The sequence below is a fragment of the Nocardia spumae genome (assembly GCF_020733635.1).
GTDB classification, from domain to species: domain Bacteria; phylum Actinomycetota; class Actinomycetes; order Mycobacteriales; family Mycobacteriaceae; genus Nocardia; species Nocardia spumae.
The window spans coordinates 4,294,886-4,317,738 of the sequence record NZ_JAJFZL010000001.1 but is presented as its reverse complement, the minus strand read 5'-3'; the positions used below and the strand labels follow the sequence as shown (position 1 = coordinate 4,317,738).

Sequence of the window (22,853 nt, the reverse complement as noted above, 5' to 3'; positions counted from 1 at the left end):
CCCGCCGGGCCGCGATATCGGGCAGCGGGGTGACCGAATCGCTGCTGCCGACTCCGGATACGAAGTCCCGCAATCGAAGTGAACTGCCGCATCGGCTGCGAGGGGAGCTTGACCAGGCACGGCAGCGATCGGGCAGGGCATGGGGCCCGGCTCAGGTTCGCCGGCTGTGGGAGAGGTTCGTGGCGAGGCTGTACAGCCGGCCGAGGTCCAGTGAATCGAGAGGATCGGGCGGGGTGTGCGTGGTGTGCTCGACCTGTCGGTGCAGGGCCTCCATCTTCTCGTCCAGCTGCCCGGCCACCTCGGCGGCTCGGGCCAGATCGCCGCGGAGATTCGGAGGCACCTCGCCGCTGTACTTGTAGTGGATCTTGTGTTCGAGGCTCGCCCAGAAGTCCATCGCGATGGTGCGGATCTGGATTTCGACCGGCATCCGCTCGGTGCGGTCGGAGCGGAACACCGGGATCGACACGATCAGATGCAGGCTCCGGTAGCCGTTCGGTTTGCGGTGCGTGATGTAGTCGCGTTCGTCCAGCAGCGTGATGTCCTCCTGGCCGACGAGCATGTCTCTGATCACGACGATATCGGAGATAAAGCTGCAGACCACCCGGACCCCTGCGATGTCGAGCACGTTCGCTCGAATGGAGGATAGGTTCATCGCGTAGTTCTTGCGCTGAGCCTTTTCCAGAACGCTTTCGGGTGACTTGAGCCGCGACCTCACGTGCTCGATCGGGTTGTACTCGTGTGTGTTGCTGAAGTCCTCACGCAAGATGTTGATCTTGGTTGTGATTTCGTCGATCGCGAACTTGTAGCCGAGCATGAAATCGCGGAACTGCTCGCGAAGCGCTCGGACGTCATCGATGGTGACCCGCTCCCGGTTGCCGGGAGGCTCGTCGTCGGCGCTGGGACTCGGCTGCAGGGCTTTCATTCCTTCAATTGTGCCTTTGCCCGGGGTGTTCAGGTCAGGGAGAGATCAGTCACCGCTGCGGCCGGCGCGTTCGGAGCGGTCAGAACGCGTTGGCCTTGGGGTGACGCCTGTCGGTCACAACTTGACTGAAATTTTAGTCAGACACTAGCCTGGGGTTGCCAGCGGATCGCTCGACTCGTCCGGCGGCCTGCGCGCACCACAGAGGCAGTGCTAGCCGTCCGACGCGTTGCAAGGGACTCGTCGCACACATGTCCACGACATAGGAGAACCCCGTTATGCGGCGACGCGCATTCCTTCAGGCCTCGATGACTGCGATCGGCACCATGCTGCTGGCGGGCTGCGATGACCGAGACCTGCCGGGGGGCGGCGGCACGACCAGCAGCGGTACACACGATGGGAGACGGTGGATGATGCCCGAGGAAGGGCAGCCGCACGCGCGGACCTGGATGGCCTTCGGTGCCAGCGAACGCATCTGGGGCGCGAAACTGCTGCCGCAAGCCCAACACGACTTGGCTACCATCGCCACCACTATCGCCGGGTTCGAACCAGTGTCGATGCTGGTACGCCCCGGCGAGATGGGGCTGGCCCAGACTCTGGTCGGGGGCGCGAACGTCGAGTTGATCCCTGCTGAGATCGATGATCTGTGGATGCGTGACACCGGCCCGGTGTTCGTCACCGGCCCCAGCGGACATGCCGGGGTGGACTTCAATTTCAACGGCTGGGGCGGAAAACAAGAGCACCGCCGCGACGCGAAAGTCGCCGCGCTGGTCACCGGCCGCGCCGGGGTCGAGCGGCTACGCACCGACCTGGTGCTCGAAGGCGGCGCCCTCGAGGTCGACGGGGAGGGTACCGCGATCATCACCGAAAGTTGCGTGCTCGACAACAACCGGAATCGGGGCTGGAAGAAGCCCGACGTAGAGAAGGAACTCGCCTACCTACTCGGCATCGAGAAGGTGATCTGGCTGCCGGGCATCACTGGGCACGACATCACCGACGGCCACACCGATTTCTACGCCCGCTTCGCCGGACCCGGGGTGGTGGTCGCCGGGCTCGACAACGACGAGGAGTCCTTCGACTACGACGTGACCCGCCGGCACCTCGACATCCTGCACAACGCGACCGACGCGCACGGCCGTCCGCTCGAGATCGAAACGCTGGAGGCGCCAAGCGAATTGCGCTTTCGGGACGCCGGCGAAGACTTCGCCGCCGGCTACATCAACTTCTACGTCTGCAACGGCGGCGTGATCGCCCCGCAGTTCGGTGCCCCGGAAACCGATGCGGCCGCGCACTCCACGCTGCAGCGCCTGTTTCCGGATCGCCAGGTCGTGCAGATCGCCATCGACGGTATCGCCGCGGGCGGCGGCGGCATCCATTGCACCACCCAGCAGCAACCCGCAGCCTGACAGCGGCACCGTGCACGTCGGCTACAGCTGCAACTCGCCGACTCCGGCGATCGGTCCGAAACGCCGCCCGCCCGGACCGGTCACCCCGGACCTACTGTGAGGACTCGTGTCGAAGCGTCGAACCCAGATCTTGGAAGCCGCCGTCCGCGTCATCGCCCGCGACGGCGTCCGCGGATTGCGCATCGAGAAACTCGCCGCCGCGGCGGGAGTGTCCACTGCGCTCATCTACTACCACTTCCATGACCGCGCCGGAGTGCTGCACGCCGCACTCGAACACATCAACCACCGCGCCACGAACTACACCGACCACGCCCTCGCCCACGCAGATGCCCGCGTCCGAGTCGAAACCATGCTGCTGCTGGAACTGCAAGACAGCGACGACGTCCGGGAAACCAGTATCGCCTGGGGCGAACTACGCGCCAGCGCGGTGTTCCATCCCGACCTGCGCGAAGCCTTGCGCACCACCACCGACGCCTGGAACGCCGACATCGCGGCACTGATCGGCCACGCCCAAGACGCCGGTACGATCAGCACCGGGATCGACGCCATCGCCGCCGCTGAACGCCTCACCGCCCTTGTCGAAGGACTCAGCCAGCGCTGGAACAGCGGCTCGATCAGCCTCGACCGAGCTCGCGCACTGCTCACCGACGCCATCAGCGTCGAACTCGACCATCGCCGCTGAACCTCCGACCCCTCTCCGGGGCCGCACGCAGGGACAAGGCGTCCCGCAAACCCTCGCTGTGGTCGCCGAGTTCGAGGCTGACCCCAACCAACCGCGCACCCGCGAGGGAAGCCGAGGCCCGCGCGAGGGTCGTCTCGAGGGCCAGCAGCCGAAACTGCCTCTGACAGTACGGAAGATAGTCCACCGCCGAATCTCCGAGACCGCTCCCGACAATCGGGAGGCCCTCGAGCGGTGGGCGCGGGTGAGGACTCGAAAATCTGAGATTGCCGGTCGGGCGCCACGACAGCCCCCAAGCGTTGGCGCACACCGTCGCGGCGATGATGCGCCGCGCGGGCACAGGGCTGGTCCTCGTCGATGAGATCCATCGTCTGGACCTGACGACCCGCACGGGGAAAGACGCCTCCGACCAGCTGAAGTATTTCTTCGACGTGGCGAACCGCAGCAGTGTTCGAGGCCGACGATCCTGCGAGACAGCGACGCCTCAGTTGTCGAAGAGCCGCCGCGGACCCGAACCCTCTTTGCCGAGTTCGTCGTTCGGGTTGACGAGTGCGCATTGCTGGAACGACAGGCAGCCGCAGCCGATGCATTCGGAGAACCGATCGCGCATCCGCTCCAGCCGCGCGATTCTGGAGTTGATGTCCTCGGTCCAGCAATCGGACGCCCTGGCCCAGAACTCCTGGCCCGGTATTTCACCGGGTGGCAGCAGTGCCAGGACCTTGCCGATCACCGACAGGGGAATGCCCAGATGGTGTGAGGCGCGGATGAAGGCAACCTGCCGCAACGTCGCACGGGTATAGCGACGCTGATTCCCGGTGGTGCGACGACTGTGGATGAGCCCCTGCCGCTCATAGAAGCGCAGCGCCGAGGCCGGAACGCCACTGCGTTCGGCCAGTTCGCCGATCGTCACTTCGGCGACTTCAGGATGCGGCGGTGTCACGCGGCTCACACTACCTTGACTTGAACTCGTGTTTAAGTTCGAGGCTTTTCGTATGACCGCATCCGAAAGTCCACTGACCCTCGCCGTGATCGTCGGCAGCACCCGCACGGGCCGATTCGGCCCGACAGTCGCCAACTGGTTCGTCGAACACGCCGAGCAGCGTGCGGGAATCACCGTCGATGTCATCGACCTCGCGGAATCGCCTCTGCCCGAACGGCTGTCGACCGAACTCGGGGCGCAGGAGGCCGCGGCACCGGCGGCTGTCAGCCCGCGCCTCGCGGCCGCCGACGCATTCGTCGTGGTGACACCGGAGTACAACCACAGCTATCCCGCGCCGCTGAAGAACGCCATCGACTGGCATTACACCCAGTGGCAAGCCAAGCCGATCGGATTCGTCTCCTACGGCGGCATGGCAGGCGGACTTCGCGCAGTCGAGCACCTTCGGCAGGTCTTCACCGAACTGCATGCGGTGACTGTTCGCGAAACCGTGAGCTTTCACAACGCCATGAGCGCATCGGGCGAGCTGACATCCACGGCGGCCAGTGACGCCGCCGCCGCGAAGTTGATCGATCAACTCCTCTGGTTCGGCCGAGCCCTGGAAGTCGCTCGATCCGAGCACCCCTACGCCGCCTGAACCGCCCCCGACCACCGATGACCGGAGAGTGAATCATGATCGCCCGTAATGTATTGCCCGACATCGCACATCCCGACGTCGACACCGTCCTGATCGTGAGGTCGGCGGTGGCGGAGGTCTTCGCCGATCTGGAACGCGGCTCCTGGCCGAAGGAACTCATCTCGTGCACCGCGTTCGTGAGCACCGACGGTGAGAAGAACGTCACCTACACCCAGTGGCGAAACGGCGAAGCCGGCCGCGAATATCTGACCGGATTCGCAGGCATCGAAGCAGTTGAATATCGGCTGTATCGCAGCAGCGTTGGGGTGAATCCACCGGTTCCAGGATGCATCGTCATCCTCGACGTCGAGTTCGACGGACCCGATCACGATCGGCAACGACGCTGGGTCGATACGGTTTTCGACGCAATGGCCGGCGAAACCGACCCACACCCCGGCGGTATCTCCGGCCACTTCCACGTCAGCACCGACGGCACCCGAGTGCTCCCCTACGCGGAATGGACAACTGCGGACGCCCATCGCGACGCGATCGAACGGTCGGGCCAAGGCATGATCGGATCAGGCAGCGGCTGGCGGCGAGTGAAAGAATTCCCTGGGGTCACCGACAGCGGATTCACGCGATACCACCTGCTGCACAGCCTATCCGAGAGTTCGGCGCCCGAACCCGACGACGTCCACGACAGCCCGACAGACTGGGTGGCGGACCACATCCGAGACTACGTCGAGACCGACGGGCAGAGTGGCCACCTCTACCAGGGCTGGCCCTCGCTGCTGCTCACCACGCGCGGAAGGAAATCAGGAAAGCTCCGACGCACCGCGTTGATCTACGGAGAGGACGACGACCGCTACGTCCTGGTGGCCTCGAATGCCGGATCGCCCACCCACCCCGCGTGGTACCTCAACCTGCTCGCGGACCCGGACGTCACAGTCCAGGTCGGAGCGGAGAAATTCACCGGGCGTGCGCGACCGGCGACCGCCGAAGAGAAACCACCGCTGTGGCACCTCATGACCGCGATCTTTCCGCTCTACGACACCTACCAGGCGAAATCCCACCGCGAAATCCCGCTCGTTGTCATCGAACGCCGCACCCAAGAGGTCTGAACCCGCACCGCCTGGGTTCGAGACTTCGCGGCGGTGATCGGGCCCCGCGACGATAACGCCGTCCGGCCTTGGAATACGCCGATTACGCGAGCGCCCTCACGCAGGCCGGGACACCGCGTTCCGGCGGCACCGGATCGTCGACCGACACCTGATTCGGCCAGTCCCGCTGTGCTCGAACGATTTCCGGCGACACCGCGCGCCCGACCGAGGTATCCCGATCTGCGGTGCGGCGATACCCATGCCCTTGCTGAAAATGGCATCTCATCATTCGGGTGATGGTTTTCGAAACGCCATTCGAGCCGGTAGGGCCGCCGTTGGTCACGATCTCCGATCGGACGACCGGATACAACGGTGCGGACCTGATTGCCTACCCGCAGGGCAGGCGTGTCGACCCCACGGCAGCAGCCTGATGAGTGACGACCGGATCGACCTGGTGCCGCAGGGCGTCGCGTTGGCCGGCTACGTCGAAGTTCGAGGGAAGGCCGGCCGATGCCGGGCACGGGTGCCTTGGACCGATCCGGTCGCGAAGCGCCGTGACTCGACGTCTGAATCGTTCGCCACCGAGGAGGAGGCCAGAGCGTGGATCGAACAGGTCGAGAAACCGCCACATCGATCCTGGCCGAATACGGAAATGCGCACTGGGACAACGCGATGCGTGGGGTGGAGCCCAAGACTCCGGATCCGTATCGGGCGGTCTGGCGATCGCGGGTGGTGAAGTCGCTCGGACATTTGCCGATCACGATGGTGACAACCGGGGTGGTCGACCGAGCTGTCACGAAGTGGATCGAGGCCGGCTGCGGTGAATCGACCATCAAGAACACCCTCGCGGCACTGGCCCAAGTGCTGAATCAGGCCGTGGGAGACGAGGTGATCGACCGCAACCGCGTCGACGTGACCGGTTGGCAGCGTCAACTCGTCAAGTACGAGGACGAGATCGACGATCCGAGATCGCTGGCTCCGCCGAACTGGGAAGCGCTGCAACAGCTGGCTGACGCACTGGTGGAGGCATCACACGGTCATTATCGCGGTTGGGGAGACGCCGTCGTGTTCGCCGCGTGCACCGCGCCGCGGATCGGCGAGGTTTCGGGTTGCCGAGTGGGCGATATCGACACCGAGCAGTGGGTGCGGACCCTCCGGCGCCAGACAACACCGGGGCCGGGCGGGATGAAAGATAAGCGTACGAAAGGCAAACGGTCCCGGCTGGGGCCACAAGGAGGACGGATCGCAACCGCGGTCCTGCGGGACACAACGAACTGGGACCGAGTAGTGGCCCGACTCGGCTTCGAGCACCTCCGCCGCCACGACCTGCGGCATACAGGGCTCACCTGTTCGCCGATGCCGGTGTCCCGCTACACCGGCTGCAGCGGATCGCCGGCCACACCGATCCGCGCATCACTCAGCGTTACCTGCATCCCGATATCGAGGCTTTCCGGGATGACGGTCAGAAGCTGTCTCAGCACCCGCAGAGCGGCGTTGGCCCCAAATTGGCCCCGGATAGCCCGGCAACGAAAAATCCCCTCCGACCGAGGTCAGAGGGGATTTTCTGTCTGTCGGGCTGACAGGATTTGAACCTGCGACCACTTGACCCCCAGCTCCCTGTTGATATCGTTTGCGCACGTCACGCGCGAAATCTTTCCAAGGACGGCGCGACGAAAGTGCTGCCCGTGCAGAGCTGCTGACGACGTGTGGCCCCAAAATGGCCCCAGGATTCCTGGGTGCACGCGGTGGGGACCAGCTTCGTGGTTACCGGCTACAGTAGATCTGCTGGTGACACGACGCGGCACTCTGTCGAGCTAGCTGTCGCATCCCAAACGCTCAAAACGGAACCGAACAGTGCGTCGAGGTGTTCGGCCACAACCGCTCCACGCGATCGGCTAGTCGACCAGTCGACAGCCCGCCAACTGCCATCGGGTTTCCTGCGTGATGCGTTGGCCAGAGGTCGGAGTTCGGCCTGCAGACGATGTTCGAGGCCGAGACTGACTTCCTGCTCCCCGAACTGCTCAATCATCGATTGCGCCTCGGGAAGTCGAGGCCAGGAGACCACTGCAACGCGGCTCCAGATCTCCGGCGGGTATGTGCTAGCCAGGTGATGACTTTCGCCGATCGCGAGGTCTCGGAGCCGGCGACCCGCTTCGCCAGTTTGTCCGACGTACAGAAGTCCCCACTCCAGCCACACGCCGTACACGACGTGGCCGGATATCGGAGGCTCGCCGTTTTCTCCCATCCCGGCCAGAGCTTGCCCGAGCCGGTGAGCGAACTGGTACCGCGTGTGACGCCACGATTGGGCAGCTGCTCTGGTCGAAGTGAGTGCTCGTAGGGACTGCCGCCAATCGCTGAACACTGGCGTTGAACCTTCTTCCACGCAATCACGGTACAGCGCCACCGCACCTCAAAAGGGCTGTCAGGCAACATCTATCAATGCATAACCTCAGGCCCAGCGTCACCTCGAGGCCAGGTTTCTTCAGCCCGTTCGGCGGTCGAGCAGCAATCGTTCATGCTTCCGCGGTTCCTGATCAAACGAGGCGATGAGCCGGTGTAACGTTCCGAACATGTTGGGGGACTTGCTCAATGAGGTGACGCTGCAGTTTGTCCGAGTGAAACCTGATGGTTGCCGGTGAAGAGGAGAAGCGTAAATGCGTGCGAGCGAACAAGAAAGGATTGGCTCAACAGGGCAAAGTGCCGTAGAGCGCCAATTCAAGAGCTTGGGATGGGGAGTTACTGACAACGCATACCATGATTTGGGTACGGATCTCTGGCTAATGGTGCGCGACGATCGCAGATTCGACCTGGGTCTTCTGATCGGTGCCCAAGTGAAGACCAGCGAGAATTCTTCTAGAACGTCGAAATATTTCAAAGAACCTATCCGTTCGAGCGAGACTGGTGAGGTTACGGGTTGGGTTTTTCGGGAATCGCGGGATCATTTTCACTATTGGCTCAACCATTCGGTCGTCCACCTCGTCGTCTTACATGACCTTGAAACCGGCACTTCATATTGGGCGCATGTGACGACGGATGCGGTCGAGTGGACTGAGCGCGCTGGAAAACTCACGGTGCCCAAAACTCAAACAGTGTGTCAAGATATGCGCGACAAGCTGGTCGAGGCCGCGGCGACCCAACGAAGCTCGCCAGGCTGGGAAGGCTCCGCCTGGAGTGAGGCTAATGACATTTCTCCTCGTGATGAGTTGCGTCATGCGCTAATAACGCCGAGATTGGTCGCTCCCCACCCCAATTCAGAGCCCGACACGGTCTCTGCTATTCAGTCTATCGCGATGTTGACGCTATGCAGGATGAACCGTTTCCAATCCGCGCAAGATATCGAAAGGTTGACCGGAAAAACGTCGCCCTACCGCTCCATCGAGATCCTTAGACAACTGCCCGAATGGGACTGGAAGTTGTTTACCGCGATCTACGATTTCATAAACCAGGGATCCTTGGAACTGTTCCCCCCGCTCCTAGAAGCTAGTATTACGCCCGGAGCGCTTGCTAATCGACCTGAGCAGCATGCGGCTGCCGTTGTCGTCTATGCGGCGGCGCTGATCGAGAATGGACAGTCCGAACAGGCATTGGTGGAATTGGAATCCGCTCTTGATTTGGACAAATCGTTGCCTATGGATAACGCATGGCTACGAGTGCAGAAGGCGCGGGCCCTTCGCGAGCTAGGAAATATCAGAGAATCGCGTGACGTTGCTCTTGACGTACAGCGTGTTCGAGCCACCTCATCGCATGATCCCACAGGTACCGCGATTGCGGCCGCTGCAGCAGAGCTTATCTTCGCGACGAGCGGTTGGGGAGAAAGAAACCTTGCCCAAGCGATCTCCGATTCAGACACCCTCGCTGGCTGGTGGCGGAACCAGCAGGTCGCTTGGGGGCTGGGCAGCGACTTCGGCGAGCGATTTGAGGACTGGGCGAACACGGCCTCGTTGAAGTCGTCCATCAAGTTCGGGTCCAGCAACTCCGCATGGCTACATCTGCGATCGGCCACTCTCATGTCTGGCTTCGCCGGTGATCAGAGCGGATGGCGACATGCACTCTCACTACTCTCTCGACATATCCTTGGGTCATCAGATAGCGACAGTTCAGTTGATTTAATAGCCGGTGCGCTAACAGATCTTCGGCGGTCTGGCGACTCGGATTCACTTGAATTGGCCCTGAATCGTATCGTCTTGGCTGGACCGGCGCTAGCAGCTAGAAATGCTTCAAGAGATGTCGATCTGGATGAATCCACGGTCACTTCTGCAAACGCAGACTTGAAACTTATAACGTGCGCAGCCGACATCCTTGAGGCAGATGAGGCCGACCGATACGCTAGGTGGGCGCTGCGCATTCTGGAGGACCCTGAAGAGTATTGTGAAAGGGTTCAGCCGACATTTGCTGTGCGAATATACGTATTGAAGATGTTGGCGGCGCTAGTGTCGTCAACGTCCGAGGTAGTAGCCAGTGAAGTAGTTGCACACATCGTTAACCTTCCCGCTCAGTCCGATCAAGCCTATGCCCACTCCTACGCTGCCGTGGTTAGGGCGATTCCGAGCGGATCGTGGACTACGCAAGATAGAAGTGGGATACATGCGAGAGAAGGCGATAATTGGGAATTACACAATGCGCTCTCGGCGCTCTTAGCTGAAAACGACGAGGAGGCCCGCGAGCAACTGCTAGATGCCGCTCGCGGCGGCTCATGGAGAGCGCTCATAGCGCTTAATAGCGCTTCGTCGTTGCCGGGTGATGTAGTTGCGGCGCAGATTACGGCGCTAGGAGAGGGAATTCGAAACATTATTACCGAGGCGAGCAGGCATGCCTACGCCAATGGCAGAAGAGGATTTGGCAGGGCTCTGACTCTGCTCAATGCGTGGCATCCGGAGTGGGCTGACTGGAATCCGATAAAAGAACTGCTGAGCGATCCACGGGTCGATCCTCGAGATATATCAGGGTCCCTGACGGCGCTAACAGAGGTTTCAGAAAAATTGACTGATGAAATTAAAAATGATCTGGAGGCGGTTATTCGAAATCTAGAACTTCGCGAAGGAGTCTCCTTGCTCGGCTGGCCAGGCGTTCAGCATCTAGCCACGGAGGTGCTAGAAGCATTCAGGCCCGGTTCGGTCTCCACTGTACGAAAGTGGAGTCTTATTACGTCAGGGCCGGAACAGCGGAAAACTCTGGCTCGGATAATCGAACGACGTCGCAATCCAGAGGAGTTGGACCTTTTTGCAGTGCTGGCAGATGACACAGTCGCTGATGTTCGAGCAGAGGTTGGGTGGTGCGTAGCGCGCTGGGTGACGTTAGGGGTAGCTATTCCGGAATCCAGTCTGCTGTTGGAGACCTTGCTGGCGAGAGATACTGGGACGTTACTCGCGAGGTATGTTGCGGCCGCACTGTCTGGTACCGAACCGTCGGAAACGGTGGTTCCACACCTTGAAATGCTCAGCCATCACACCTCTTCCGCAGCACGGAAGATGGCGTTCGATGGGCTTGGCCGGCGCGAGCAGGAAGCTTCGAGCTGAACTTCTAACTGATCCGTGGGGTGGACAGTGGCGTACGGACTATAGTCCGTACGCCACTGTCCACCCCTGTTTGCCCCGCCGACCAGCAGTTTTCGTGGTGGTGTCTGCCTGCCTGCCGCAAGGACACTAAACACACCCTGCGGGCGCATTTAGTGTCCTTGCGGCAGGCAGGCAGACAGTTGGGATGGATGGGGCTGGTCGGCGGGGCCAACAGGGGAGAACAGAGTGACTGGACAGGAAGACTGGACTAGGGAGAACCGGCACTGGGTGAGTGTGAGGTTCGTGGAGACTTCGGATTTCCGGGTTCTGTCAGAAGTTGGTCGAGTAGGGACCGGCACCGGGAGGTGGATTTCGCTGGAATGGCGATTGTTGGTCTCAGCTCAGCACTTTGGTAGTACCCTGGGTGGATAGCCACCGTTGGGTGCCAGGAGGGGTGTATGTCGAATTCCGTGCACGATTCCCGCTTGCCGGACGTGATCCGTGCCTACATGCGAGCGCATGGGTTGACCAAGCATGAGGAAATGGCGCGCGTGCTCGGCATCGATCGAACCTTGGTTTCGAAGTATCTCAGTGGTAGCCGGGTCTGCCGTGATGTTGTGCAACTCCGGCACTTTGCACATGCGATGGACTTGCCTCCAGAGACCTTCGGACTCACGGACTTGCCCGACACCGTCCAGGCCCAACGCGTAGACGAGGTCACCGACTGGCGACTCGTGCGACAAACCCTGAACCGGAACCGGCACGAACTGACGGCCGCCGCCGCGCGTCTGTACTGGGATGTGACGCCGATCGAAGGTACTACTTGCATCACTCGGCCGAGCTGGATGGCGCCAGCGCCGATTGATCTCGATGCTATACAGCTTGATTTTCAGGACGATGCTTCTCCGCCTGCGCTTGACGGCACCGAACCCGAGTCGGAGCATTGCAGGCCCCTTCGGACGAACGGACTGCGGTACAACCGATACAGCCAAGCGATCAGGGCAATTGCCCGTCCATCCCTGTTCGAGAATCGAACGTCGTACCGATTGCTCGACGTATCGTTCGACGAGCTCGGCGGCCGGATGACATTCGGGTTGACGACGTACTTCGACATGGTGGATGTATGTGAGGTCGTCGCGCATGAGACCGCCGCGGCGTGGATAGCGCACAGCGGGCCTGGACGATTCACCCTTGATGACCTACCGTTCCGCCGCCGGATTGGTGACTTGTTTACCCCTGAGCGTCGCCCAATCCTGCCGAGTATCAATACGCTGACCATAAGACGTGCTCCCGAAGGAGATACGTTCTTCCTTCATCGTCGCGGCTCGACTCAGGTGACACTCGCGGCCGGGCTGACACACATCATTCCTGCGGGAGTATTTCAACCAGCAGCGATCGGGCAGGCGAATATATCGAGAGATTTCAGCCTGTGGCGGAACATGATTCGTGAGTTTTCCGAGGAGTTTCTGGACACTCCGGAACATGACGGAAGTAGTGGCACGCCCGTCGATTACGACATCGAGCCGTTTCGGACGTTGACCGACGGCCGTGCTTCCGGGAAGGTTCAGGCATGGTGCTTTGGAATGGGTATGGATCCATTGGCGCCGGCGGGCGAGATCCTCACAGCAGTTGTCATGGACTCTGAGGTTTTCGATGCTGCGTTCGAAGGACTGGTGTCGCAGAACTCTGAGGGTGAGATCTACCCGTCGGAGGCCGGCACGGTCGGAATCAGTTGGACGCCCGACAATGTCCGGCGTGTTCTGAACCACGAGCCGCTCGCCGCGGCCGCCGCTGCATGCGTCGCGTTGACGTGGCGGTACCGCCACGTATTGCTCCCCTAGTGTCATGATGGCCTGGTGCGCGTACTGGTCACCGGAGCAAATGGCTACGTCGGTCGAGCTGTCGTCTCCGCGCTGGATGCCGCCGGACACGAGCCAATGGCCATGGTGCGATCCGTCGGCGCCGACATCGCTGGAGCAGCGGACGTGCGGTCGGCAGATCTGCTTGACGTCGACTCCCTGAGGCGAGCGCTAGATGGTGTCGATGCCGTATGCCATCTGGCAGGGCTGACGCGCGCCCGAGATTCATTTGCCGAGGCCGCACGATACGTCCGGGCGAACGTCGGTGGGACGATTGCTCTCCTGGATGCAATGAATGCCAGCGGGGTCGGGCGGATAGTGTTCGCGTCGACCGGGTCAATCTACGGAGCGCCGGAACGTCAACCAATGAACGAGCAGCTCCCTGATGCGCCCCCTCATCCCTACGCAAGCACCAAACTTGCGGCCGAACTTGTGATCGAGGCCCAAGCCAGCGGTGGCGAACTCGCTGGCGTCATCGCCCGGGTTTCCAACGTAGCCGGGGGAGTTGATCCCGACCCGACTCGATTGCTGCCACGCGCACTGACGGCCGCGGCGAGGCACACTCCCCTGTCCGTCAACGGCGATGGTTCCGCTGTTCGCGACTACCTGCATATTCACGATGTGGCCGACGCCTTCGTGGCGTGTATTGAGCATATTCCCGCAGCTGGCCGAACGGCCCGGTACAACATCGGTAGCGGTCGCGGTACCAGCGTCATGGATGTCGTGACCGCCGTCGAGCGAGTCGTTGGTAACCAGATTCCGCTTGAGTACCGTCCTCCCGCTCGCGAACCAGCAGTGCTGGTCATGGATCCATCCAAGGCAGCCGCAGAAATCGGTTGGGAGCCAATGCGTTCCAGCATCGAGGAGATTGTGCAGGACGCTTGGTCTGCGAGCGCCGCGGTTCTCTAGTCTCGCTTTGGCGTCGCCCGGTCGGAGCCGCTTCGCCGGTCATCCGACGAGTCCGGCCTAGGCGGTAACTCATTCGTGTCGCCGGCCAGCCAGCTCAGGAAAGCGATCACGTGGGCGTTCATATTCGAACCGACCTGTTCAACCGCCGCCTGGGCGCGCTGGTACAGCTCCGGGTCCGGCCGGTAGACCCGGGCTGGATTCAGATGCTTGCTCGGCATAGATAAAAGCATGTCACGGTGGCTAGCCATTCGTCCACTAGTGCGGTAATATTGGAGGTGGCTAGCCACCGTGACCAGGGTGTGACGGATTGTCACACCGTTTGGCGTCGTCTCAGATCACGCTATACGTATAAGCACGCGCTAGCTCACGGAAAGGGGCTTGTACAAACAACTTTGATTCGAGCTTCCGCCTCAACGGCGTTCGGCCGGACAGATCGTTCCAGCGATTCTGCTTGAGCCGACAAATGAGAACTCCCCGGCAGTTCCAGCTACCGGGGAGCCAAGCACCAAAGCGGTTCCAGCCGCTTCAGCAATTTTCCCACTTCCAGGACGAAAGGTCCCTGAAGCATGTCCAGTGTATCTGGCCTGAAGGCCAAATCTGTCTCCCGTGCACGCCGCGGCAACGCCCGGCCTGCCTCCCTGAATCGCTTGGAGCGAGCGGTGGACCCGGACGGTCTGCTGTCGCCCGAGGAGCGCGCGTGGCGCGCCGATCAGTTGCGCACGATGCGCAAGGTCGCCCGCGTGAGCCGCCGGATCGAGGTGGCGTGATGCGGGACTTCATGGGAGCCCACGTTTCCCAAATCAATAAGTACGGACACCAAGAGGACGTTGACGGCGTCTTTGTCACCACCAGCGTCCGCGGCTCGTTCAAGGTCCGGTACGCCGAAAGCATCGACAGGTTGGTCGTTGCGGTCGAGCCCGGGACCTGCAGCGACATGTCGATGCAGCTGACGCTCGATCAGGCGATCCTGATGCGCGATTTGCTCGATGCCGGCATCGCCGACATGCAGGCTGCCCAGGCCGTCGAGGTCGCGCAGGTGCTGGAGTTGCCCGCTGGCGGTGATGCGGCGTGAGGCTGGCAACGGAGTTCCTGAGCATCCTGTTCGTTCTCGCGGTCCTGCTGTTCCTCGTCTCGCCGAGCACCGTTCTCGCCGTGGTGTTCCTGGTGGTTCTGTGGGCTGGCTGGCGACGCCGCCCGCGGCGATCGGGGGCGCGGCGATGAGCACCACGGACCGCTATTACTACACCTTCGATCGCAAGACCGGTGAGCCGTTCGGTATCGGAGATTCCTGGATCGGCGGCGGACTGCCCACGAGCGGCCGTTCCCGCCGGGCACCGATGCTGACCGCGCGGCAGCGCGCGGCGCTGTTGGTGCTGGCGTTGACGTTCGCGGCGGGGTTCTACGCCGCGGTTCTACTGCTCGACCGGCACGGGAACCAGCAACCGACCGTCGTGGTCTGCCCGCAGCCGGGCACCGGATCGGTCGCCGTCGTGCCCGCCGAATGCGGTGCCCCGCAGGGGGTGACGACGCGATGAAGCTGCCGAAGTCATGGGGACCGGCCGAGTGGGCGCGCGCCGCGGCACCGGCGATTCCTTCGATCACCGTCGACCACGGTGTCATGCGATCGGAGGCGACCGAGCACCGCGCGATGGACGTCGGTGACGGCAAATGGGCCTTCACCGGTCTTCCTGGCCGTCAGTTCACGCCCGATCAGGCACGCGCCGGCATGCGGTTGGCAGTCGCACCCGATCGGCTGGAAGCCCGCGAATGGGCCAGCACGCTCGGATTGACCGTGAACGAGGCGATCGGCCTCATCCGCACCACGACGCCGACGGTCGAGAAGACCTCGAATCCGACCGCTGTGGAGCGGGATTGGGGGTTGGACCGGTGAACACTCGTCTGACTCACGCCGCCAGGGCGGCCGGCGTACGTGTGGCGCCGAACCGGATGAGCTTCGACGATCTGCCGCACACCGCCACACTCGGCGAGCAGGGCTGGCAGGTGTCGTGGCTGCCCGGCCGCAATGACCTGACCGCGGAGGAAGCCCGCGACGCCTTGGTGGTCGCACGCCTGTCGAACACCCACCGGGTACGGGCGTACGCCCGGCGCGATTGGCCGCAGATCAAGACGCTGGCGCTCGGTATCGGGGTCGACCCGCGTGAGGCGGTCAAGCTGGTCCGCGCCTCGGAGGCGGAAGCCCAGAAGACCTCGATTCCCACGCCGGCGCAGCAGATCCCGCACCTCGCCAGCGCGGCGGCCCGGCATCCGGAGACCGCCGATCGGCTCGTCTCGGTCGACGCGCCGACACCGCCCACCGTGCGTACTCCAGGGCGGGTGCCCGGCCAGTGGCTCGGATCCGGTGCATTTCTGGAGCAGGACCGGGGGGTGGACCGATGACCCAGTCGCGTTCACAGATCCTCGATTACGCGCAGAACGTCGAGCAGGACGCGCTCGCGGGGCTGTTCACAGACGACCTTCTCCCCGAGTGCGAGTTGCTGGCAGACCGACGTCCCTGCGAAAATCCGGTGTGCTGGATTGTGACGACCTTGTGCTGCAGCACAGTCGTTTTCGCCTGCGATAGCTGTTTGACCGATCTCCGGGACACCTTCGATGCGTACCGGACCATCCGGTGCGGAGCCCGTCATTGCCGAGCCCGGCTGACCAGCTTCGAAGACGCCGTGCAGGTGATGCCGCTATGACCAAGTTGTCATTCCGAAGCGGGTCGACGCGGCCGCGGTTGCTGGACCTGTTCTGCAAGGCCGGTGGTGCCGCGATGGGCTACCACCGGGCCGGGTTCGACGTCGTCGGTGTCGATATCGTCGATCAGCCCAACTATCCGTTCGAGTTCCACCGCGGTGACGCCCTGGAATTCGTCGCCGCCCACGGCACGGAGTTCGACGCAGTCCACGCATCCCCGCCGTGCCAGGCGTCGTGCGCACTGACCACCGGGACGAATCAGGCCCTGGCAGACAAGTATCCGCAGCTGATCCCAGCCACGCGCGTCGCGCTGGCACGGCTGCGCGTGCCGACCGTCATCGAGAACGTGCCCGGCGCCAGAATTCGCCGTGACGTGACCCTGTGCGGGGAGATGTTCGGGCTCGGGGTGATCCGCCACCGGTACTTCGAGGTCGACCGATGGTCGGTGACTCGGCCTGACCATCCCGCCCACCGGGGGCGGGTGGGCGGCTATCGCCACGGTGAACTGCACGCGGGCCCGTATGTGGCGGTGTACGGGTCCGGGGGCGGTAAGGGCAGCGTGCCGCAGTGGCAGAAAGCCATGGGCATCGACTGGACCGATGTGCGCGGCGAACTCGCCGAAGCCATCCCACCGGCCTACACCGAACACCTGGGCCAGCAGCTGTACGACCAGATCACCGGCGCCGACACCACTCCCAGCGGGCAGATGGAGCTGGATTGGGGGGTGGACCGATGAACGCCCATGACCATTCCCACGGTGCGTCGTTCGACCGCGTAGTGGACGCGTTGCGACAGGTCACCGTCGAGGCGTCGAGCAACTCCGGGCAGTGGACGAAGTTCCGTTGCCCGGCGCACGAGGACTCCTCGCCGTCGCTGGGAGTGAAGTACGACCCACGTCGAGAGAAGACGATCGTCAATTGTTTCGCCGGATGCCCGCAGGAAGAAGTACTGGAGGCCGCACACATTCGGGTGCGTGATCTGTTCGATCACCTGCCCGAGCGTGGCCGCAACGGGCAGCGGGCCGGGCAGCAGCGCCGGCCGGCCGCAGCGCCGAATCCGGTTCGCCGTCCGCGGCCGCAGCAGCCTTCGCATGATCTGGGTGCTGTGACCGGGCAACGGCGGCGGGTGGCGACCTACACCTACACGACCGCGGCGAATGAGCCTGTCGGGCAGGTGGTCCGGACCGAGACCCCGCACGAGCACGGCATCGAGAAGGGCTTCTATCAGCGCCGCTGGGATACCTCCGACCGCACGTGGGTGTCGGGTGGGTTCAAGCCGGTGCTGTATCAGGCGCCGATCGTGGCGTGGGCGATCGAGCAGGGTCACCCGATTCTGGTGTGCGAGGGCGAGAAGGACGTCGATCGTGCGATCACCGCCGGGTACCCGGCCACCTGCAACGCGGGTGGTGCGGGCAAGTTCCGGCCCGAGCACGCCGAGCAGCTTCGCGGCGCCCGGCACGTGGTCATCGTCGCCGACCGCGATGGCCCCGGGTTCGACCACGCGATCAGCGTGCACGACCGCCTGCAGGGGATCGGTGGGCGCGTCGAGGTGATGCAGGCCGCGACCGGCAAGGACCTGTCGGACCACTTCGACGCCGGCCACGACATCAACGAACTCACCCGCATCCCGGCCGATCAGCTCGCCCTCTACCGCGAAGGCCCGGCCGGGCGAAGCACCGGACCACGTCAGGTTCCCGCGGTCAATGTTCCACGCCGCCCGAATATGGCGCGTCCGCAGATGGATTGGGGGTTGGACCGATGACGCGCTCCGACGCTCATCCGATGTGCAGCTGTGGTTGCGGCCGACCGGGCGATCAAGGCCACGGGATGTGCAAGGCCGCGTACAGCCGGCACCGGCGCCGCCAAATGGCGTACGGCCGTTGGCAACCGCGCGTCACGCCCGATAGTGCTCGTGCGCACGTCGAGCAGCTGTTCGCGGCCGGACTCAAGCCGAAGCACGTGGCGGAGCTGGCCGGGGTCAGCCAGGCGACGATGTCCAACCTTGCCCGCCCGGAAACTACGCACATCAGCGCGAAGACCGAGCAGGCGATTCTGGCGGTCGAGGTGCCCGAACGGGTCGGCGACGTCGCCGCGGACACGGCGTTGGTGCCGATCACCGGGGCGCGGCGGCGGATTCAGGCACTGATCGCCTACGGGTATCCGCAGAGCCATCTGGCCAATGAACTGGGGATCAAGCCCAATCACACCACGATAGCCGCGCTGACCGAGCGTGTGCTGCCCGACAGCCACACCGGGCAATCTCTGCCGGCCGGGCGTGACCGCGACATCAAAGCGCTGTTCGACCGGTTGCAGTTGACGCCGGGGCCGTCGGATCGGGCGCGTGCGTATGGCCGTGAGCGTGGCTGGGCGCTGCCGTTCGAGTGGGACGAAGACGCGCTCGACGACCCCGATGCACGTGCGGTTCGTGGCGGATGGCAACCGCGGACGAGCAAGGAGCTGCGGCGCGAGCGTCGCGCTCAGGTCGCCGAACTCACCGCTCAGGGGCGGTCGGCGCCGCAGATCGCCGAGCAGCTGCACACCACGACACGCACGGTCGTGCGTGATCGGCGGTTCTCGCTCGCTCAAACCACCACCTCAGCCGGCGCTACCGACCGGCCCGACATGGATTGGGGGCTGGACCGATGACACGTCCCAAGCCGAACCCGCGATTGCAGTGGACCGACCGCGACGAACAGGTCACCCGTTTCGCCTGCCAGCAGTGGTGTCTCGACTTCGCCGCCGTGCAATTGGCGTGCGGCACTGAGCGTTCCCGCACCTACACGCTGATCGAGCGGTGGCGTGACGGTTTCGGCGTGCTGCGGTCGGTGTCGATCCGCCCGGACAACGCTGATCGGGATGTGACGGTGATCTGGCCGTGGCCGACCGTGGCTGCCGAGCGCCTCGATCACGCAGTGTCGCCGTGGAATCCGACCGGTACCAACATCACTCACAAACTGGCCGTCTCCCGGGTGCGGGCCGCGCTGTGCGGACTGGACGAATCACTGTGGGTGCCCGAACGGAATCTGCTGCGCGATGCCGCGATCGCGGCCGGGCAGCGCCCCGGCGGGTTGATGGTCATCGACCGCGGCGGTCTCGTACCACGCAAGGCCGGATTCGGGCGTGCGCATGTGCACGACGGCCGGTATCTGCACCACGGGCGCTGGCTGGCCGTCGAGGTCGAGCTGACGCTGAAGCGGCCCACGAAGAAGCGGCTGGCCACCACGGTGGTCGACGCCTACAAGCAGGCCGCCGCGATCGACGCCGGCCTGCTCTACGTCTACGGCACCGAGCAGATCAGTCGCGCGCTGATCGGCGTGATCGAAGACCTCATCCACGCGGGCCGGATCCCGGCCCGTCCCGACATCCGTTTGCGGTCGCTGGCCGACGTCATCGCGCACCGCTCGATCGATCTGCCCGCAGCCAGACGGGAGGGCACCGCATGACCACGTTCGACAGAATCCCCGCACCGACCCAGTGCCAGCCGATCATCACCCCGCACGACTGCGACGCGGCCACCGCACCGGCACCGCAGCAGGCCGTCCCCGCGCCGGCGGGCGATTGCCAGCCGCTGATCACTCCGCAGGACTGCGGAAACGCGCCGGCGCCCGCGCAGCATCCGGTGTTCGAGGTGACGCCCCAGCACGGTGAGCAGACGAAAGAGCCGGGGTTGCTGCACTTCATGAACACCCACGATCCGTCGCTGCACCCGGGTAACGAATGGGTGCATCACTTGGGCGCGTTTCTCGCCGATGCCAGTGTCGGAGTCGGTGTCACCGGCGCGATGACCGCGGCGGCGATCTATCAGGCGCGGCGCATGGGGTGGGAGCCGGCGCGGCTGCGCAACTACGCGACGGCCTCGTTGATCCTGCCCGCGACCACCGCGGTGGTCGGCACGTCGCCGTGGGCGCCGCTGGAGTTGTTCGCCCACGGCACCGCGCTCGCGGTCGAGTCCGATTGGCTGCCGGCCATGCTGGACATGAGCGTCACCGGCATCCCGGTCGCCCTGGCGGCGGCGACGTGGTGGTGGGCGCGCAATCGCAACCAGCTCCACACCGTCGGCAAGAAGGACATTCCCGCTACCGAGCGTGCGCAGCGCCGCGAGATCGACGCCAAGTTCAACGCCGCCCGCGCGTTGGCAGGCCGCGCCACACCGTTGACCACGGTCACCGGCCGCGGGCGGGGCCGCCGCGCCATCGTGCTCGGACGGCAGGCCACCACGGTGAGCCAGCATCGCAAATCCGTTGCCGGGCAACTTCGCTCGACCACCGACACCTTGCTGACGATTCCGCATGCCGCGGTCCGCAAGCACGTCGGGATCCTGGGCGGTCCCGGTTCGGGCAAGACCACAGGTGAGTGCCGGTTGTCGGTGGCCTCGCACTTCGCCAGCCACGAACGCTATCTGGCCGCCGCGGGTATGCCAGCGGCGACGCGGAAGGCGTTGGGGATCAAGCCCAAACGCGCGGTGAGCGTCTTTCTGTCCTGCAAGGGCGGCATCGAGGACCTGGTCACCTACGCCGATCTGAAAGCGGCGCTGCTCGCCGGTGGCGTGCATCCGTCGCGGATCGCGATGGTCCCGGCCGACAAACTCAACATCTGGGCGCTGAAGCCCGGCCCGTTGCGGCACGTCATCGAGGACCTGGCGCCGACGGCGAAGGCCAGTGATTCGGCGCAGAAGTTCTACGAAGAACTCCGTATCTCGCTGGTGCACTTGATCGTCGATGCCCCCGGCCCGGACACGGGGAAGGGGCCGAGCGAGAACCCGCCGGCCAACTCGAAGGAGTTCATGTCGCGGTTCGACCCGGCGTGGCTGTGGCACGCGTGGGGCGGTGAATTCAACGGTGACGGGCATTTCGTCTTCCCGGATAAACCGGCGCACCGGGCGGAGCTGAACGCGATCGTCGCCGCGAACGACGGCAAGCAGCCGGTCCTGCCGGCCGAGACCGCGCGTTTCGACAACCTGTTCCGTGAGCTGGACGGGGTGTTCGACGGACCGTTCGATCTGCTGGACAAGGACTACTGGTTCATCACCGTTCCGGGCACCGCACAGAAGAGTGTCGCGATCTCGCAGGCCAAAGCCGTGATCAAGCTGGTCGAACAGGTCGCTTCGACCCCGCATGGCTGCGAGATCACCTTCACCATCGACGAATTCTCCCGAGTGTCCGAGGGCGCCAGCCTTACCGACGCGTGCGAGGCACTGCGATCGCAGGGCGTGGCGTGCATCGTCGGCGCGCACTCGTTCGAATCGCTGGCCGGCACCGACCGCGACGCCAAACAGCTCATGAAGGCCTGGTCCGGTGGACTGCTGTGCTTCGGCATGGAAGGTCCCGACGACGTCGTCACCCTCTACGGCACCCGCCGGGCACTGGAACCGTCGCGGCACACGATGAAGGACCGCCACGGCGACGAGGGCCAGGTCCGCATGCAGGACGCCCTGCTCATCGACCCGAATCTGTTGCGGCGCCTCGAACCCGGTGACTGCGTCTACGTCAACCGCGGCACCGCGACCTGGGGCCGGATCACCCCGCTGGATCCCGACACGATCCCGCTGCGCCCGATGCAGCCGAGCACCAAACACACCACCGCGAAGCAGGGCCGGTGGCGGCGTGCCGGTGGCGCGTTGATCCACGGCCGCGGAGCGCCCGCGTGAGCCCCGCCAAGGACTTCGGCGACCACGACGAGCCCGACGACCAGTCAGACAAATCCCAGGACCAGCAGGCAAAGGAGGACCCCGAAATGCTGCCCGAACCCATCGAACCCGACCACACCGAACCCGTCCCCGAGAGAGCGATCGAAGCACCCACACCGGCCGACGGTGCGCGCCTCGATGTCGAAACCCCCAGTATCGGACAGCTGTACGCGATGTTCCCCGACGCCATGCCCAAGAACACCCCCGAACGCCGGGCACGTCATCTGGCCGCGGTGCCGGACCTCGATACCAGCGACACCGCGGCGTTGCCGGCCGGTGACGCCGAGGACGACCTGGACGATCCGTGGGTTGCCGCCGCGCTGCGGTGGCGGGCGGTCATCGCGTTCTGGTGGCGTCCGGCGGCCACCGGTGTGGTGGTCGTCGCGATCACCGTGATCGCGTTCTTCGCCGTCGGCGCCGCGGTCGGTATCGCCTGGTTCATCTACGGCGTCGGCTGGACCGGTCACAGCGTGTGGACCACCCACGGCCGCCCCAACCTCCGCCAGTTCGCCCGCGCCAAGCGGGCCCGCTGGTAACCGAGTTTCCCATCG

Annotated in this window: 24 protein-coding genes; 21 read left to right on the top strand and 3 right to left on the bottom strand. The window is 64.1% G+C overall.

Features of this window, described 5'->3' with window-relative positions; all coding sequences use genetic code 11:
* Positions 1-151: 151 nt before the first annotated feature.
* Entirely contained in the window at positions 152-922 is a 771-nt protein-coding gene (locus LKD76_RS19350; RefSeq protein ID WP_227982730.1) for a GTP pyrophosphokinase, read from the bottom strand.
* Positions 923-1,197: 275 nt separating this feature from the next.
* On the opposite strand from LKD76_RS19350, the gene LKD76_RS19345 reads away from it, so the two are divergent.
* Both LKD76_RS19345 and LKD76_RS19340 read left to right on the top strand, forming a co-directional pair.
* Positions 1,198-2,325: an agmatine deiminase family protein gene (locus LKD76_RS19345; RefSeq protein WP_372465875.1), complete on the top strand. Its 1,128-nt coding sequence runs from the start codon at positions 1,198-1,200 to the stop codon at positions 2,323-2,325.
* Positions 2,326-2,431: 106 nt separating this feature from the next.
* Positions 2,432-3,007 carry a TetR/AcrR family transcriptional regulator gene (locus tag LKD76_RS19340; RefSeq protein ID WP_227982728.1) on the top strand — a complete coding sequence of 192 codons (576 nt, stop codon included), beginning with the start codon at positions 2,432-2,434 and terminating at the stop codon, positions 3,005-3,007.
* A gap of 481 nt (positions 3,008-3,488) precedes the next feature.
* On the opposite strand, the gene soxR is transcribed toward LKD76_RS19340, so the two are convergent.
* Positions 3,489-3,944 carry a redox-sensitive transcriptional activator SoxR gene (gene soxR, locus LKD76_RS19335; protein WP_227982727.1) on the bottom strand — a complete coding sequence of 152 codons (456 nt, stop codon included), beginning with the start codon at positions 3,942-3,944 and terminating at the stop codon, positions 3,489-3,491.
* A gap of 52 nt (positions 3,945-3,996) precedes the next feature.
* Here soxR and LKD76_RS19330 point away from each other — a divergent pair, with 52 nt between their 5' ends.
* The 6 genes from LKD76_RS19330 (at position 3,997) to LKD76_RS19305 (ending at position 13,920) form a co-directional block, all read left to right on the top strand.
* Complete coding sequence (locus tag LKD76_RS19330) at positions 3,997-4,578, top strand: NADPH-dependent FMN reductase (RefSeq protein WP_227982726.1); 582 nt, start codon at positions 3,997-3,999, stop codon at positions 4,576-4,578.
* 35 nt (positions 4,579-4,613) lie between these two features.
* Positions 4,614-5,678, top strand: coding sequence for a nitroreductase family deazaflavin-dependent oxidoreductase (locus LKD76_RS19325; RefSeq protein WP_227982725.1), 1,065 nt, complete (start codon positions 4,614-4,616; stop codon positions 5,676-5,678).
* 579 nt (positions 5,679-6,257) lie between these two features.
* A complete protein-coding gene (locus LKD76_RS19320) occupies positions 6,258-7,247 on the top strand; it encodes a site-specific integrase (protein WP_227982724.1) in 990 nt (329 codons plus the stop codon).
* A gap of 1,064 nt (positions 7,248-8,311) precedes the next feature.
* Positions 8,312-11,173: a DUF4365 domain-containing protein gene (locus tag LKD76_RS19315; RefSeq protein ID WP_227982723.1), complete on the top strand. Its 2,862-nt coding sequence runs from the start codon at positions 8,312-8,314 to the stop codon at positions 11,171-11,173.
* Positions 11,174-11,610: 437 nt separating this feature from the next.
* The gene (locus LKD76_RS19310; RefSeq protein WP_227982722.1) at positions 11,611-12,993 is read left to right on the top strand and encodes a helix-turn-helix domain-containing protein; all 1,383 of its coding nucleotides are present in this window, start codon (positions 11,611-11,613) and stop codon (positions 12,991-12,993) included.
* A gap of 15 nt (positions 12,994-13,008) precedes the next feature.
* Positions 13,009-13,920, top strand: coding sequence for an NAD-dependent epimerase/dehydratase family protein (locus LKD76_RS19305; RefSeq protein WP_227982721.1), 912 nt, complete (start codon positions 13,009-13,011; stop codon positions 13,918-13,920).
* Here the strand turns inward: LKD76_RS19305 and LKD76_RS19300 are convergent.
* Positions 13,917-14,138, bottom strand: a complete 222-nt coding sequence (locus LKD76_RS19300) for a hypothetical protein (RefSeq protein ID WP_227982720.1) — start codon at positions 14,136-14,138, stop codon at positions 13,917-13,919. The genes LKD76_RS19305 and LKD76_RS19300 overlap by 4 nt on opposite strands.
* Before the next feature lie 348 nt (positions 14,139-14,486).
* Here LKD76_RS19300 and LKD76_RS19295 point away from each other — a divergent pair, with 348 nt between their 5' ends.
* The 13 genes from LKD76_RS19295 (at position 14,487) to LKD76_RS19235 (ending at position 22,838) form a co-directional block, all read left to right on the top strand.
* The gene (locus LKD76_RS19295; protein WP_227982719.1) at positions 14,487-14,687 is read left to right on the top strand and encodes a hypothetical protein; all 201 of its coding nucleotides are present in this window, start codon (positions 14,487-14,489) and stop codon (positions 14,685-14,687) included.
* Complete coding sequence (locus LKD76_RS19290; protein WP_227982718.1) at positions 14,687-14,992, top strand: hypothetical protein; 306 nt, start codon at positions 14,687-14,689, stop codon at positions 14,990-14,992. The genes LKD76_RS19295 and LKD76_RS19290 overlap by 1 nt, the downstream gene beginning before the upstream one ends.
* On the top strand, positions 14,989-15,141 hold the full coding sequence (locus tag LKD76_RS19285) for a hypothetical protein (protein WP_227982717.1): 153 nt from the start codon (positions 14,989-14,991) through the stop codon (positions 15,139-15,141). The genes LKD76_RS19290 and LKD76_RS19285 overlap by 4 nt, the downstream gene beginning before the upstream one ends.
* Complete coding sequence (locus LKD76_RS19280; RefSeq protein ID WP_227982716.1) at positions 15,138-15,455, top strand: hypothetical protein; 318 nt, start codon at positions 15,138-15,140, stop codon at positions 15,453-15,455. The genes LKD76_RS19285 and LKD76_RS19280 overlap by 4 nt, the downstream gene beginning before the upstream one ends.
* Positions 15,452-15,811, top strand: coding sequence for a hypothetical protein (locus LKD76_RS19275; RefSeq protein ID WP_227982715.1), 360 nt, complete (start codon positions 15,452-15,454; stop codon positions 15,809-15,811). The genes LKD76_RS19280 and LKD76_RS19275 overlap by 4 nt, the downstream gene beginning before the upstream one ends.
* A complete protein-coding gene (locus tag LKD76_RS19270; RefSeq protein WP_227982714.1) occupies positions 15,808-16,317 on the top strand; it encodes a hypothetical protein in 510 nt (169 codons plus the stop codon). The genes LKD76_RS19275 and LKD76_RS19270 overlap by 4 nt, the downstream gene beginning before the upstream one ends.
* Positions 16,314-16,619 carry a hypothetical protein gene (locus LKD76_RS19265; RefSeq protein ID WP_227982713.1) on the top strand — a complete coding sequence of 102 codons (306 nt, stop codon included), beginning with the start codon at positions 16,314-16,316 and terminating at the stop codon, positions 16,617-16,619. Before LKD76_RS19270 ends, LKD76_RS19265 begins: the two co-directional genes overlap by 4 nt.
* Positions 16,616-17,353, top strand: a complete 738-nt coding sequence (locus tag LKD76_RS19260) for a DNA cytosine methyltransferase (RefSeq protein ID WP_227982712.1) — start codon at positions 16,616-16,618, stop codon at positions 17,351-17,353. Before LKD76_RS19265 ends, LKD76_RS19260 begins: the two co-directional genes overlap by 4 nt.
* A complete protein-coding gene (locus tag LKD76_RS19255) occupies positions 17,350-18,378 on the top strand; it encodes a hypothetical protein (RefSeq protein ID WP_227982711.1) in 1,029 nt (342 codons plus the stop codon). The genes LKD76_RS19260 and LKD76_RS19255 overlap by 4 nt, the downstream gene beginning before the upstream one ends.
* A 104-nt stretch (positions 18,379-18,482) precedes the next feature.
* Positions 18,483-19,262, top strand: a complete 780-nt coding sequence (locus LKD76_RS19250; RefSeq protein ID WP_227982710.1) for a helix-turn-helix domain-containing protein — start codon at positions 18,483-18,485, stop codon at positions 19,260-19,262.
* Entirely contained in the window at positions 19,259-20,059 is an 801-nt protein-coding gene (locus LKD76_RS19245; RefSeq protein WP_227982709.1) for a hypothetical protein, read from the top strand. Before LKD76_RS19250 ends, LKD76_RS19245 begins: the two co-directional genes overlap by 4 nt.
* Positions 20,056-22,263, top strand: a complete 2,208-nt coding sequence (locus LKD76_RS19240; RefSeq protein ID WP_227982708.1) for a hypothetical protein — start codon at positions 20,056-20,058, stop codon at positions 22,261-22,263. The genes LKD76_RS19245 and LKD76_RS19240 overlap by 4 nt, the downstream gene beginning before the upstream one ends.
* The gene (locus LKD76_RS19235; RefSeq protein ID WP_227982707.1) at positions 22,260-22,838 is read left to right on the top strand and encodes a hypothetical protein; all 579 of its coding nucleotides are present in this window, start codon (positions 22,260-22,262) and stop codon (positions 22,836-22,838) included. Before LKD76_RS19240 ends, LKD76_RS19235 begins: the two co-directional genes overlap by 4 nt.
* The last annotated feature ends 15 nt before the right edge of the window (positions 22,839-22,853 follow it).